The sequence below is a fragment of the Lacihabitans soyangensis genome (assembly GCF_024343775.1).
In the GTDB taxonomy this organism is placed as follows: Bacteria; Bacteroidota; Bacteroidia; order Cytophagales; family Spirosomataceae; genus Leadbetterella; species Leadbetterella soyangensis.
Genome location: NZ_RJUF01000175.1, coordinates 19,821 through 33,436, shown reverse-complemented (window position 1 = coordinate 33,436; position 13,616 = coordinate 19,821). Strand labels below are relative to the sequence as shown.

Here is a 13,616-nt window from a genome sequence, read left to right as displayed (position 1 = left end):
AATTTAGCTCAATTTCACGGCGGTGCCTGAGGCCGAAACCATCAACATTCCACCGTTTTTGCCCACTGTTTCGTAGTCGAGATCTATACCCACTATTGCATCTGCTCCGTATCTACGAGCACGGTCAATCATTTCGGCCATGGCAGTATCTTTGGCTTCACGCAATACACGCTCATACGAACCCGAACGGCCACCCACGATATCGCGGATACCTGCTAAAAAGTCTTTAAAAATGTTGGCTCCAATAATGGTTTCACCCGTAACAATGGCTTTGTATTCCACAATCGAACGACCTTCAATACTTTGAGTAGTAGTTAATAACATTTCTATTTTTGTTTTTTTGTCAAAAATAGATGTCAATCCAAATTAGAAGCCACAGAAAGTTTATGATTGGATATTTTGATATTATAGGTGGTAAAATATAACTAAAAATTAATAATTAGAATTCAAATACATCCACAAAGCCCTTACTAATCAAATGTTGTTTGAGTTTTTCATCTCCTGTCCAGAGTTCACATTTTAAAAATAAAGATAAGGCTACGTGAGGTATATCTTTAGGATCTTTTTCTTCACATAATAAAGTAGCCTTTTGCCAATTTTCCTTGGAAATATGAATCTCACTTACAAATGTAACTTTATTGAAAACCCCTAACATCAATTCTAAAAGTTCAGGCTCAGTTAATCTACTCGCTTTAAGTATTTTATTTTTATGTGCGAATATTTCTACATAAAGGAAATGACAAGCATTCAATCTAAACTGACTTGAAAGATCTATAATCTTCTCGGCTGTTCTTCCGTTAGGACTTATTAAAGCAGAAATAAGTTTATTGGTATCAATAACCAAATCTTTCATTTGGCAAATTTGTCCTTATTCGTATTCCACCACTCGGAGTCAATTAAAGAAGCTAATTCACTTACGTCACTTTCCTTGCCTTTAGTTTTAGAAGAAATCTCAATTAGTCTGAGATCTGAAAGGAGCTTATCTATATATTTTGTTCCAAAAATACTTTTCGGAAGACTTATCACATAGTCATTTAACGTATTCTCTACTTTCATTTGAAAATTATTTTGACCAAATAAAGAAATGTAATTCAAAAATACAAAAGTTCGATTGAGATTCTTTATCTCATCTTAGCTCTTTTCGCCAAAAAAGATGAGAGAATTTGGTCGAAACCTTGCTCTATGTCCACTTCAATGTAGTCAATTTTGTACTGACCACACTTTATTTTTAGTTCATGGTGAAAATCCTCCAAAACGGCTATGTATTTTTCTTTGACTTGTGAGGGCTGAATCTTTACTTTTTCACCAGACTCTAAGTCTATAAACTCATAAGGTCGTTCGTCAAAATCAAAGTCTAATTCCGTCTTCTTGTCGGTAACATGGAATAATAGGACCTCATGTTTGTTATGCTTGAGATGTTGCATGGCTGAGAAAATCTTCTCCATGTCGTCCATATTTTCAAACATATCACTAAAAATCACAACGAGCGAGCGAGTATGAATTTTGTCGGCAATCTCGTGCAATGTCTCTACTACCGAGGTTTTTTGAAGCGTTTGTTTGCGATTCAGCACTTTCTCCAGCTCATGGTAAATCTTCATGATGTGAGTGGTGGTTGACTTACACTCGGTGTGCGTTTCTATTTTATCAGAAAAAGTCACCAAACTCACCGCATCGCGTTGCCTCTGAAGCATATTGGCCAAAGTACCTGCGGCAAGTGTCGAAAAACTAAGCTTGCCGTTGTTTTTGATAGGATAATACATCGACGAAGACACATCAAGTAGCAAATGACACCTCAAATTGGTTTCTTCCTCAAATCGCTTCACAAAAAGCTTATCAGTTTTGCCAAAAACCTTCCAGTCTATGTGTCGCGTACTTTCGCCCGAATTGTAAAGTCTATGTTCAGCAAACTCAACCGAAAACCCATGAAAAGGAGATTTGTGAAGGCCTGTGATAAATCCTTCCACCAATTGTTTCGACAAAAAATCTAGGTTGCCGTATTCTCTTATTTTAGATAAATCTAATTTCTGCATTTAATTCTTTTTTTTCGAGGCCGAGGTTTCGGGCAAATAAGGCACTACTACTTGTAAACTGTCTTTAGAAAAAATCTGTTGAAAATTATCTTCTGTACTTCCCTCTCTGTACAATAAAATCTCTCCATCTTTTCCAACCACCTTGGCATTGATACTCATTATGCCTTTACTGATCATACCCAACATCTTAGCGGCTTCGTAAGAAAGGTCTAAAACTCGGCTTTTTGAGAAAGGCCCTCTATCATTTACTCTTACTACCACCCATTTTTTAGTTACTGGGTTTTCTACTTCAATCATTGTACCAAAAGGAAAATACTTATGTGCACAAGTAAAACCACTGTTGTTTAGTCGTTCGCCGCTTGCTGTTTTTCTACCGCTAAACTTCTTGTGATAATAGGACGCCTTACCTTTGAAAGTCTTACCAATTTCTACTTTTTGTGCGTGTAATTTTCCTGCAAAAAACATTACAAAAAACGTGTAAGTAATGTAATTCAGAATACGTTTATACTTCAAATCCATATTTGCAAAAGAATAGATTTATTTAAATTTTATTGCCGTCAAAAGGGACTTTTGCTCAATCTTACTTACAAAGTACAAAAAAATATTTATTTTTTTATGTTTTCTAGGCAAATCCACCCGTTTTTTTGGCTTAATATTTTTTATTTATATGAATAAAAACTTATTTTTGGAACACTAACAAACCCCATAAAAATACATCCCGTGGAAAGAGAAGAGCAAGAGAAGATTTTTTCAAAGAAAATCAGAGCAGGAAAAAGAACCTATTTTTTTGATGTACGGGCCACCCGTTCAAACGACTATTACCTCACTGTCACCGAAAGCCGTCGATTTCAAAAAGACGGAGACTTTGTTTATGAGAAAAGTAAACTTTTTATCTATAAAGAAGATTTCGACAAAGTAGTGGAAGCTCTGCAAGAAACGGTAGATCATATCAAATCAGAACTGATGCCTCATGTGGATTTTGAACAGTTCAAAAACTCCGAGGACGATTTTCATGAAAAACATCACAGTAAAAGAAATGATGAAGATTTGTTAGGCTCCAGCTATAAATGGGATTAATACATTTCGCCAGATAAAATAACTTTTTTACCAGAAGAATTGGTCTGTTTGGCAAATTGAATCATAGCTGTCGCTACCTTATGACCGTGTATAGCCTTGTAGTTTTTCGGGATTAAAAAACCGAAAAAGTTCATTACAATTTGGCCAATCCGCTCTCCTATTCTTGTTTCGGTTCTTTCACCAAGCAACATTGAAGGCCGAAAAATACCCAATCGGTCAAATTTCAAGTCCGTCAATGCATTTTCTATTTCACCTTTGACTCTGTTATAAAAAATAGAAGAAGTAGCATCAGAACCCATGGCTGTTACAATCGCAAAGCTGTTTACACCTTTATCTATAGCCATTTTTGCGGTTTCGAGTGGATATTCAAAATCCACTTTTCGGAAAGCATCCTGACTCCCAGCTTTTTTGATAGTAGTACCTAAACAGCAAAAAACTATCTGCGAATTCACAAAGACTTCCTCTGGCAAATTATCAAAATTTACTTCGACCTCTTTGACTTTATTATAAGGCTTACCCGTCTTTTTTCTAACCAAAGAAAGAATCTCAGTAAAAGCTTTATCCTCGTCTAATTGCTCAAGCAAACAACTTCCAACCAAGCCGGTAGAACCAACAATTACTGCTTTCATTTCACCCAATTATTTTATGATTTCCAAAATCTCCTCTAAATATTCTCTCGAATTGCTCAGTCTTGGCACTTTGTGTTGTCCACCGAGTTTCCCACGTTTTTCCATCCAAGTGTAGAAAGTGCCGCTGGCTACAAAATGAACCTTGGGTTTAACCAAGGCAATGTCATTCTGTCTCTTAGCATCGTAATCGGAGTTAACTTCTCTCAATTTATTGTCTAATATTTCTATAAATTGATCGCAATTTTCAGGCAATTGTGAACACTCAATGATCCATTCATGCCCACCTTTGCTGTCAGAATCCATGTAAACTGGCCCAGCGGTGTATTCTTTCAAATCTACCTTGGCATTAGCTGCCGCAACAGTAAGAGCTTGGTCAGCGTTTTCTACCATCAATTCCTCCCCAAAAGCATTAATAAAATGTTTGGTACGACCTGTAATTTTTATTCTAAAAGGATATTTCGAGGTAAATTTTACCGTGTCACCGATTTTGTAACGCCATAAACCACCATTGGTAGAAATAACCATAGCGTAACTTTTCTCCAACTCCACCTCATCTAGAGTCAGTGCTTTGGGGAATTCCTTTTCCCACTCTTCCACAGGCAAAAATTCGTAAAAAACACCGTAGTCAAGCATTAGTAGCATTTGATCTTGCAAAGCGAAGTCGTCTTGAATGGCAAAAAAACCTTCCGAGGCGTTGTAAGTCTCAAAATAATTGACCTTGTCGCTTGGAAAAAGTCTATCTCTAAAAAGGCTTCTGTAGGGCGTAAATGAAACAGCACCGTGAAAAAATACCTCAAAATTCGGCCAAACTTCTAGTGCATTTTTGGCTCCCATACGTTCAACAATACTTTCTATCAGCACCACTGTCCAAGTAGGTACTCCCGCAATGCCCGTGACGTTTTCTTTAGAACAGATCTCAATCATGCGTTCCATTTTGTCTTCCCAGCGTTCCAACAGGGCAATTTCGGGTGGCGGTATTCGGAACATTTCGGCCCATTTGGGCATGTTGCGGGTAATGATGGCCGAAATATCTCCTGTCATAGCAGGAGTATTGAACGGATTTGGATGCAAAGAACCTCCAATAGAGATACTTTTGCCGTCAAAAAGCTGAGAATCTATTTTATTATCAAAATACAAAGTCAGCATATCCTTGCCTCCACGATAATTACACTCCTCGAGAGATTCTTCTGATACAGGAATAAACTTACTTCTTGAATTTGTGGTACCAGATGATTTGGAGAACCAGTTTATTTCGGATGGCCATAGGATGTTTTTTTCCCCACGCATTACTCGCTCTATCCACGGATAATGCTCTTCGTAAGTCACCACGGGTACTCTTTCTTGGAATTCTTTGATTGTGGTGATGCTAGCAAAATTATATTTAAGACCAAACTCCGTAAACTTTGCTCGGTCTATTAAACTAAAAAACTGTTCGCTTTGGGTCTCCACCGGATACATTTTGAAATGATCGATACGAGACCTTCGTCTTTTGATAAAAAATCCTACTACTTCTGTAATTAAGCTCAAAATAAAACTTATTTTTTGATGTATTCTATGGCTCTATTTGGGTAATCCGTTATGAGGCCATCACAACCCAAGTCACGCATTTTGTTCATGTCGGCCACTTCATTCACCGTCCAAGGTATTACTTTTATACCTTTTTGGTGCAGATAATCAACCTTAGTTTTTGACAAAACACTAAAATTTGGACTCCAAATATCGGGTTTAAATCCGAGCTTTTCAAGATTGAAATCAATTTCGTTGTTGTCTTCAGGCTCCACTAGAAAAGAAATCTCAAAATATCGAGAAGATTGACGTTGAGCCTTCAAAATTTGCAAAACGGTAACATCAAAGCTTTGCAAAACTATATTTACTTGACTATCAACCAAGTTAAGGTCATTTAAAACCAAAAATACAAACTCAGAAGGCTCTGGTTGCGTAATGTGATATTCGACTGGAAGGCTCTTAAGCTCTATATTCAGACCAACCGAATTCGAAAAGAATGCGGTTTGAAAATCCGACACTAAATCAATGACCTCAGAAAGTAAAGGTTTATAAGCAGCCACATTGAATTGTTCAGGAAAACTAGGATTGCCCCTCAAGCCCACATCGTATGACCGAATTTCCCCATAATTCATCGCGTAGAGGTTGGTCTCGTTGTCTGAAACAATTGGCTCACCATTGGGCTTAGTTGAGAAAGTGGAATTAAAGAATGGTTCATGAGAAACAACCACTTTATTATCTTTCGAAATAACGACATCTAATTCAAGATAATCCACACGAAGCTCAAGAGCTTTTTTGAAGGCAGGAATAGTGTTTTCGGGCATTAAACCCCGACATCCTCTATGGCCATGTATCTCGAAATTCTCAAATTGAGCCTCCATTATATCAAAACTTAAAGTCAAGTTTTAGGCCACCGTTAAAGTTTCGAGGTGGCGATGGATTATAAAATCTATTGCCGAAGGCATTAAAATCAAAACCAGCGGAGTATTTTTCGTTGAGTAAATTATCAACTCCAGCATAAATTTTGAAATCTATTTTTCTAATTGACCGCGTAAAACCTAGCCTTAGTTGAGAGAGAAAAGCCTCCTCAGCATAAACTGAATTGAGATCATTCAAAGGCATTTTAGACAAATAGTTCAAGTCAAAGTTTAAGAAAAATCCTTCTTGCTGTTTTACGTCAATTTTCAGGAAACCATTGTATTTTGATACCCCAGGCAGTTCCTTTCCACCAAAATCACTAGCACCAGAGATGAACTTTTGATAGCTAAAATCGTTATAAATAACATTTAAACTAACATTAGCCTCCTTTATAAATTCAGTGTCATTTGTTTTTTGTAAGGCCATGGTATTCGAAAATTCTATACCATTTTGCAAAATCTCACCGGTGTTCAGAAAGTATTCATTGCCCGTAGCAGTCAGATTTCTCACCAGTCCATTTTTTATGTTTTGTTGAAAAAAGACCAGTTCAGTATTCCAAAATGAATTTGTTCTATGCCTCAAGCCTATTTCTTTGTTGAAGCCCTTTTCTGCCTTTAACAACTCAAAATTTGGAGCGTTTTGTACCGAAGCCACTAACTCTTGAGCCGTTGGAGAAGAAAAACCACTACTCAAATTAACAAAAACCGAGGTACTTTTACCCAAACCTTTGAGAAGCGAAACTCTAGGTGAAAAAGGAACAACTGGCTCGTCTGAAATGTCAATTTTGGCGACAGAAGGTAGTGTAGGAACTCTTTCAAAATTGTATTTCTGGGAATTTAGACTAAAACCAGAGGTTAGTACAAATTCAAAAGGAAGAGACCATTGTCCTTGAAAAAAGACAGAATTTTGACCTGAATTTATCTTATCTGTGTATCGCTGCTTACTTTTTTGACCGAAATTATTATCGTAAACCTCAAAACTCGAATTAGTCCTGAGCCCCTCAGAACCTACCCAAAACTTGAGATTGTCGATACTTTTGGAGAGCACAAATCTATAACCCGTCGTTTGCTCATTTCGCTGCTCGTAATTGGTTATGAACGGATTCTGCAAAGCGTTGGCCGTGTAGAATACCGAAGAAGTGAGTTCAAAACTTTGACCTAGACTCCAAGTATCAGAAGCTCCAACGACAGCAATTTTCTGATGTATGCCCGCTTTTTGTTCTAATGCTCCAGGTGTAGCCGCAGTCTTGGGTCTTGCCGATTTTGGATTGGCTTCCATTTGAGCCAAGGTAAGCCCTCCCGGGGTGAGATAATCAAGATCAGAAAGTAACCCAAAAACACTGAGACTATGTTTTTTCAAGAAAAAAGTATTGCTCAAGTTCAGCGTTTGGCGATTCATAGCGGAGTTTTCTCTATAACCGTCGGTTTTGTTCGTTGAAAAATTCAAAAACAAATTGTTCTTGCTCGTTCCGTGTTGGTAGGATAAAAACGAATTTAAAGTGTTGAAACTTCCTATATGCATACCTGTACTTACAGCATTTCCGGCCACGGCATTCTTGGTTTGGAGATTCAGCACTCCGCCAATTCCTGCTCCATAAATACTTCCCGATGGGCCTTTGAGGATTTCAATTGAGCCAATGCTATTAATGTCCAACTGATTGAAATAACTCTGCCCATTCCCATCTGTAATAGGTATGTTGTTCCAGTAAACTTTGACATTGCGTACTCCAAATGGCGAACGTAGTGAACTACCACGTATAGCCAAACGATAACTACCTGGTGAACGCTCTTCTAGTCTAACGCCCGCTTGAGTATTGAGCACCTCCAGTGGCGTGGTGTTGTCGAAACGTTCGATGTCTCGTTGAACTATTTTGCTTACTGAGGCTCCAGTTTTTAGTATACTTTGATTGGTTTCAAATCCTTTGACAATGGTTTCACCCAGCAGTATGGTTGAATCTGCTTGAGCGAAACCAATTTGAAAATTTAAAAATAAAAAAGCATAGCCTATTATTTTGCTGCATGCTTTTCCCATTCTGAATAGCTAAGATTATATTGTTTTAAAACTTCTTCTGGTACACCATCCCACTTATTAGGCGTGTTGCCCATATAGCCCAAGTCTTTTACGCCCATTTCGGTTGTAAAAAAGCCCGTTGCAGTAAGATTTCTCATTAAATTGAAAAAACTAACGCCTTGCGAGTGCTCCTTTTTTGCCTTGTTTGGGTAGGCAATCAAATCCACTACTTTAAGTCTATCTGCGGGTGTTAAAGCCACAAATTTCTTCGAAAACATCTTTTTAGACTGCGTATCGAGCCACATCAAACCACCACGCATAGGCGTTTGGTGCTGAGGCATGTCTTTGACAATGAACTCAATAAACGCCGGTACACCCGCTTGACTAGCACTGCCCGACTTGGCATCTGCCGGAATAATAATATCAGACAATACCGTAATGGAGGCCATTTCTGCAGCAGTGAAAAACTTAGCTGCCTTGAGTTTATTGTCATGAATAATCTCATCACGCAATTTGCCGTTCTGGGCTTCTGGTATTTCTTTGACTGGTGCAGTTTTCGGTTTTACCTGACTGATTGCTTCCCCTGAAACCATCACTCCGGCCGTTCCTAAACCTATATTTTTTAGAATATCTCTTCTTTTCATTTTTTTAGTTTTTAAAATCAAGAACGATTACAAATTCTTAGCTTTTACTTCTTTCATGATGTACTCCGAAGCCCTAAGCGACAAAGCCAAGATGGTCCAAGTAGGGTTCTTGTCAGCTTGAGAAACAAACGGACCTCCATCAACCACAAACAAGTTTTTGACATCGTGGGCTTGGCATTGGCTATTCAATGCAGACTTTGAAGGATCGGTACCCATTCTAACCGTACCTACTTCGTGAATAATTCGGCCTGGGGCAGCCAATCCATAATTGGTATCTGCTCCAGGTTTAGTACCATTTGGAATTCCACCTAAGGCATGAATAATCTCCTCAAAAGTATCCTGCATGTGCTTGGCTTGCTTTACCTCATGCTCGCTCCATTTATAGTTGAATCGTAATACAGGGATTCCATACTTATCCACTACATTTGGGTCTATTTCGCAATAGTTGTCTTCGCGGGCAATGGCCTCTCCCCTACCGGCCATACCGATGTCAGTACCATAGAAAAATCTATAATCGTCTTTCAGCGAGGCACCGTAGCCACCTGCTTCCTTCATTTTACCGTTTCTGTCAGGATATTTACCGTTGACATTTTCCATACCGAAACCGAAACCGTAGCCCGGCATACGCTGGCCTCCACCATACTCAATGTGATAACCACGGGGAAAATCAAGTTTGGCGTTGTCTAACCACCATGGAGAATATACGTGCATACCACCCACGCCATCTTCGTTGTATCTTTTTCGGTTGGTCAAGTGTGGTATAAATGCACTTCTGCTTGCTCCTGTGCTGTCGTGTAAGTATTTACCCACTATTCCTGAAGCATTGGCCAAACCATTAGGATGATTACCTGATTTAGAATTCAACAACAAACGAGCTGACTCACAAGCACTTGCGGCCAAAATAACTATTTTACCCTTAACAGTACTTTCTTCTAATGAGTATTTATTGACATATGAAACTCCAGTGGCCTTTCCGGTTTCGTCTGTTATTACCTCACGAGCCATGGCGTTATTTATCAATGTCAAGTTGCCAGTTTTCATGGCAGGAATCACCAAAACCGATGAAGACGAAAAGTCTGCATAAGCCATACATCCTCTGCTGCATTGTCCACAGTAAAAACATTCTCCACGACCATTGATAGGCTTGGTAAGCATAGACATACGAGATGGAATGGTCAAAACGCCTGTTTTTTTATTGGCTTCCATAAGCATTAATTCGTGCAAACGAGGCTTAGGAGCTGGTAGAAACAAACTGTCCGGGTCATTTGATAGGCCCTCTTTTGTACCGAAAACTCCAATCAGTTTATCGACCTCGTCATAATATGGAGCTAAATCATCATAGCTAATTGGCCAGTCGTCGCCTAGGCCATCAATACTTTTTCTTTTAAAATCTTTCGGTCCGAAACGCAGTGAAATACGGCCCCAGTGATTGGTTCTACCTCCCAACATTCTCGACCTGAACCAGTCAAACTCTGTACCTTTCTTGCGTGTGTAAGGTTCGCCTTCAATCTCCCAACCGCCCCATGCAGCATCAAAGTCTCCAAAAGGACGAAGTGTACTCGCACCGCGACGAGGCGATTCCCAAGGACCTTTGAGTTGGTTGATATACTTCGGATCAGCTGGGTCAAAATAACCACCGGCTTCAAGAAGACAAACTTTTGCCCCTGCCTTGCTCAATTGATAAGCCGCCATGCCACCACCAGCACCTGAACCAACTATAACGACATCGTAAACATTGGCCTGTTCTTTTATCTGAAAATCATTCATATTTCTATGGTTGAATATTTAATTTGCCTAAAAATAAAGGGATTTTTCGGTTTAATGAAGTAGCTTTTCATTTTTTTTAAAATATTTTATTAATCTTTTAAAAAGTGCTTAAAATTCGAAGATTGAAACCAAAAATGTATAGACATTGTCATCTCGAATTTCTTTTTAACGGAAAACAACTCGATTTTTCAATTGAAAGCAGTCTTAATATTTTTTCCTAATTTTGCACTCAGCAAATTCTAAAAATCAAATTAGATATCAAAACCAACAATAAAATGATGTTTTGATAAAACTCATAATGAACTTAGCCCAAAATGCTTTTTAATTCAGTAAGTTTTGGTATTTTTCTCCCGATAGTTTTCTTTCTTTATTGGTTTGTTTTCAATAAAAAATTAAATCATCAAAACTTGCTACTTCTGGTGGCCAGTTATTTTTTTTACGGCTGTTGGGACTACCGTTTTCTGTTTTTGCTGATGTTCTCCACATTTCTAGACTACTATTCGGGCATAAAAACATATGAGGCCAGTACACAATATTGGAAAAAAGCGTGGCTTTGGATAAGTATAGGTATCAATTTGGGCTTTTTGGGTATTTTTAAATACTATAATTTTTTCATGGATTCTCTATCTGTTGGTCTCTCGGCGGCTGGAGTTGATACACATTTTGATACCCTTAAAGTAATCTTGCCAATAGGTATTTCTTTTTATACTTTTCACGGATTGTCTTATGTCATTGATATTTATAAAGACAAAATCAAACCCGAACGGGATTTTGTAGAATACTCGGTTTTTGTGAGTTTTTTCCCGCTTTTAGTAGCCGGGCCAATAGAAAGAGCCACTCACTTATTACCTCAGATTCAAAAGAAACGAGTTTTTGACTATGCCAGGGCAGTAGATGGCTTGAAACAAATTCTATGGGGATTATTCAAAAAAATAGTGATTGCCGACAATTGTGCCCAGTACGCCAATATGTTTTTTAACAATTCTGAAGACTACGGTGGCAGCTCTCTATATTTGGGAGCATTATTTTTTACATTTCAAATTTACTGCGATTTCTCTGGATATTCTGATGTGGCACTTGGCACAGCTCGTCTGTTTGGCATGGAACTTTTACGTAACTTTGCCTTCCCTTACTTTTCGAGAGACATTGCAGAATTTTGGCGTAGATGGCATATTTCGCTCTCCACTTGGTTCAGAGATTACCTTTATATCCCACTTGGCGGAAGTAAGGGCAGCTTGGCCAAGAAAATCAGGAATACGTTCATAATATTTCTTGTGAGCGGATTTTGGCATGGAGCCAGCTGGACTTTTATCATCTGGGGAGGTATAAATGCTCTACTATTTTTGCCGCTTTTGATATTGCAAAATAACAGAAACAATCTCGAAACTGTGGCCCAAGGTAGGCTCTTTCCGAATTTTAAGGAATTAGGGCAAATGTTCGTTACTTTTCATTTTACACTCTTGGCTTGGATATTTTTCAGAGCCGAAAGTGTATCTCACGCCTTTAGTTACATTTCTGAACTCTTTTCGGCAAGTTTTTTCACCGTTCCAAAATTTGAAGGAATCAACAAAGCTATGATTACTTTGGCTTTTGTAGCCGGATTTATGGTCGTGGAATGGCTCGGCAGAGAGCAGCAATACGCCCTCCAAAAGTTTGGGAGCAAATGGAAGCCTGCACTGCGTTATGCATTTTACTATGCTTTAATAGTGATTATGTTCTTATTTGCGGGTTCACAACAGGAGTTTATTTATTTCCAATTCTGACAGATGAAAAACTTTATAAAAAAGTTCGCTCTTTTCATTTCGCCGATTGCTGTTTTGGCTGCTTTGGCTTTGTTTTTCTATATCAAAAGAGATGTTTACTCAGACTTTGAGCATAAAAATAATTTTGCATGGAAATATAACTTTCAACAGCTCAGCGATATATCTACCAAAAAACTCTTGGCCACAGACAAAAACTACAACTCTTTTATTTTTGGGAGTAGTCGCAGCTGCAGTATTTATGGCTGCTACTTGGAGAGTAAATTACCTGGGTCGAGGTTTTTCCATTATGCCAACTGGAACGAACCCATTGGTGGAATTCTTGCCAAGCTCAAATACCTCGAAGCAGAAAAATATGACCTAAAAAACGTAGTCATTTACCTAGACACAGACTATACTTTTGACGGAGAAGCCAAAGCGAGCCCGATGGATCATTACTTAATATTGAAGGAGAGCAAGTTTTATTACTATTATAAACATCTCGTAAGTTTTTTTTCAAATTTTAGCCTTGAGAAACTAAAGATATTGATGGGAGAAGGTGAAAAAGTCAGTTCGTTTGTAAACAGCAAACTAGATGTAAAAACCAACGACTTCAACCATGTATGTTCAGCCGAGGAAATAAGAAAATACAGTTACGTACAGTCTAATTACGATTACAAGCACCGACTTGATTCCCTCAAAAAAGCTGGTTTTATGTACGAAAGACCACAAAATCAACAATATAGAAGCCCTCAAATATCGGAAGAAGAAGAGGTTATGATAAAAGAAATCGCAGTGATTTTAGAAAAACATAAGACGCAATATACAGTAGTATTAACGCCACTTTATGACCAGCAAAAGCTAGACAAGAAGGACTATGACATCTTGAAAAAATATTTCAAAAATAACTTGCATGACTTTTCTGGAAAGAACAAATACACCGGAGACTTTTACAACTATCCAGATAGAACACATTTCCAGAATTATATTTCTAAGGAGATTATTGATTCGGTGGTGGTGAGGTAAAAATCTGGGTTTTCAAACATAACAACATCTACTTGTATTGTCTATTTTGCTAGCGTTTTAAAAAGAACTAAAAAAATAAGTAGCCCCAGAGGGAATCGAACCCACACCAGAGGTACCGGAAACCTCCGTTCTATCCATTAAACTATGGAGCCAAAAATTAAAGTGCAAAGCTAATTTTTTTTTGCCAGTCTTTAAACCTTTTTCTTTTTTAAGTATCCAATACCCGAAAATTCCAGTTCTGGATTAAACTTGTTAAACTTAAAAAAATTAAAG

Annotated in this window: 14 protein-coding genes and 1 tRNA gene; 3 read left to right on the top strand and 12 right to left on the bottom strand. The window is 38.1% G+C overall.

What is annotated here, in order from left to right; translation table 11 throughout:
* Window positions 1–3: 3 nt before the first annotated feature.
* The 5 genes from EGI31_RS16905 to EGI31_RS16885 form a co-directional block, all read right to left on the bottom strand.
* Window positions 4–324, bottom strand: coding sequence for a heavy metal-binding domain-containing protein (locus tag EGI31_RS16905; protein ID WP_255038332.1), 321 nt, complete (start codon window positions 322–324; stop codon window positions 4–6).
* A gap of 115 nt (window positions 325–439) precedes the next feature.
* Window positions 440–853, bottom strand: a complete 414-nt coding sequence (locus EGI31_RS16900; protein WP_255038331.1) for a PIN domain-containing protein — start codon at window positions 851–853, stop codon at window positions 440–442.
* Window positions 850–1,056: a hypothetical protein gene (locus EGI31_RS16895; RefSeq protein WP_255038330.1), complete on the bottom strand. Its 207-nt coding sequence runs from the start codon at window positions 1,054–1,056 to the stop codon at window positions 850–852. Before EGI31_RS16895 ends, EGI31_RS16900 begins: the two co-directional genes overlap by 4 nt.
* 65 nt (window positions 1,057–1,121) lie before the next feature.
* Window positions 1,122–2,030, bottom strand: a complete 909-nt coding sequence (locus EGI31_RS16890) for a DUF58 domain-containing protein (protein WP_255038329.1) — start codon at window positions 2,028–2,030, stop codon at window positions 1,122–1,124.
* Window positions 2,031–2,549, bottom strand: coding sequence for a septal ring lytic transglycosylase RlpA family protein (locus EGI31_RS16885; RefSeq protein WP_255038328.1), 519 nt, complete (start codon window positions 2,547–2,549; stop codon window positions 2,031–2,033).
* 201 nt (window positions 2,550–2,750) lie between these two features.
* On the opposite strand from EGI31_RS16885, the gene EGI31_RS16880 reads away from it, so the two are divergent.
* On the top strand, window positions 2,751–3,107 hold the full coding sequence (locus tag EGI31_RS16880; RefSeq protein ID WP_255038327.1) for a DUF3276 family protein: 357 nt from the start codon (window positions 2,751–2,753) through the stop codon (window positions 3,105–3,107).
* Here EGI31_RS16880 and EGI31_RS16875 read toward each other — a convergent pair.
* From EGI31_RS16875 to EGI31_RS16850, 6 genes are read right to left on the bottom strand one after another with little or no spacing between them, the layout of a single operon-like run.
* On the bottom strand, window positions 3,104–3,736 hold the full coding sequence (locus EGI31_RS16875; RefSeq protein WP_255038326.1) for an oxidoreductase: 633 nt from the start codon (window positions 3,734–3,736) through the stop codon (window positions 3,104–3,106). The two genes, EGI31_RS16880 and EGI31_RS16875, sit on opposite strands and share 4 nt — an antisense overlap.
* A 9-nt stretch (window positions 3,737–3,745) precedes the next feature.
* Entirely contained in the window at window positions 3,746–5,263 is a 1,518-nt protein-coding gene (locus EGI31_RS16870; protein WP_255038325.1) for a GH3 auxin-responsive promoter family protein, read from the bottom strand.
* 8 nt (window positions 5,264–5,271) lie between these two features.
* The gene (locus tag EGI31_RS16865; RefSeq protein ID WP_255038324.1) at window positions 5,272–6,141 is read right to left on the bottom strand and encodes a glycerophosphodiester phosphodiesterase family protein; all 870 of its coding nucleotides are present in this window, start codon (window positions 6,139–6,141) and stop codon (window positions 5,272–5,274) included.
* Complete coding sequence (locus tag EGI31_RS16860) at window positions 6,125–8,188, bottom strand: TonB-dependent receptor (RefSeq protein ID WP_255038323.1); 2,064 nt, start codon at window positions 8,186–8,188, stop codon at window positions 6,125–6,127. The genes EGI31_RS16865 and EGI31_RS16860 overlap by 17 nt, the downstream gene beginning before the upstream one ends.
* A complete protein-coding gene (locus EGI31_RS16855) occupies window positions 8,164–8,811 on the bottom strand; it encodes a gluconate 2-dehydrogenase subunit 3 family protein (RefSeq protein ID WP_255038322.1) in 648 nt (215 codons plus the stop codon). The genes EGI31_RS16860 and EGI31_RS16855 overlap by 25 nt, the downstream gene beginning before the upstream one ends.
* 27 nt (window positions 8,812–8,838) lie before the next feature.
* Complete coding sequence (locus EGI31_RS16850; protein WP_255038321.1) at window positions 8,839–10,578, bottom strand: GMC family oxidoreductase; 1,740 nt, start codon at window positions 10,576–10,578, stop codon at window positions 8,839–8,841.
* A gap of 407 nt (window positions 10,579–10,985) precedes the next feature.
* On the opposite strand from EGI31_RS16850, the gene EGI31_RS16845 reads away from it, so the two are divergent.
* Together EGI31_RS16845 and EGI31_RS16840 are read left to right on the top strand one after the other, a co-directional pair.
* Window positions 10,986–12,341, top strand: coding sequence for an MBOAT family O-acyltransferase (locus EGI31_RS16845; protein ID WP_310586223.1), 1,356 nt, complete (start codon window positions 10,986–10,988; stop codon window positions 12,339–12,341).
* Between the two features lie 3 nt (window positions 12,342–12,344).
* On the top strand, window positions 12,345–13,343 hold the full coding sequence (locus EGI31_RS16840; protein ID WP_255038319.1) for a hypothetical protein: 999 nt from the start codon (window positions 12,345–12,347) through the stop codon (window positions 13,341–13,343).
* 80 nt (window positions 13,344–13,423) lie between these two features.
* On the opposite strand, the gene EGI31_RS16835 is transcribed toward EGI31_RS16840, so the two are convergent.
* Window positions 13,424–13,495 (bottom strand) — tRNA-Arg (locus tag EGI31_RS16835).
* Between the last annotated feature and the right edge of the window lie 121 nt (window positions 13,496–13,616).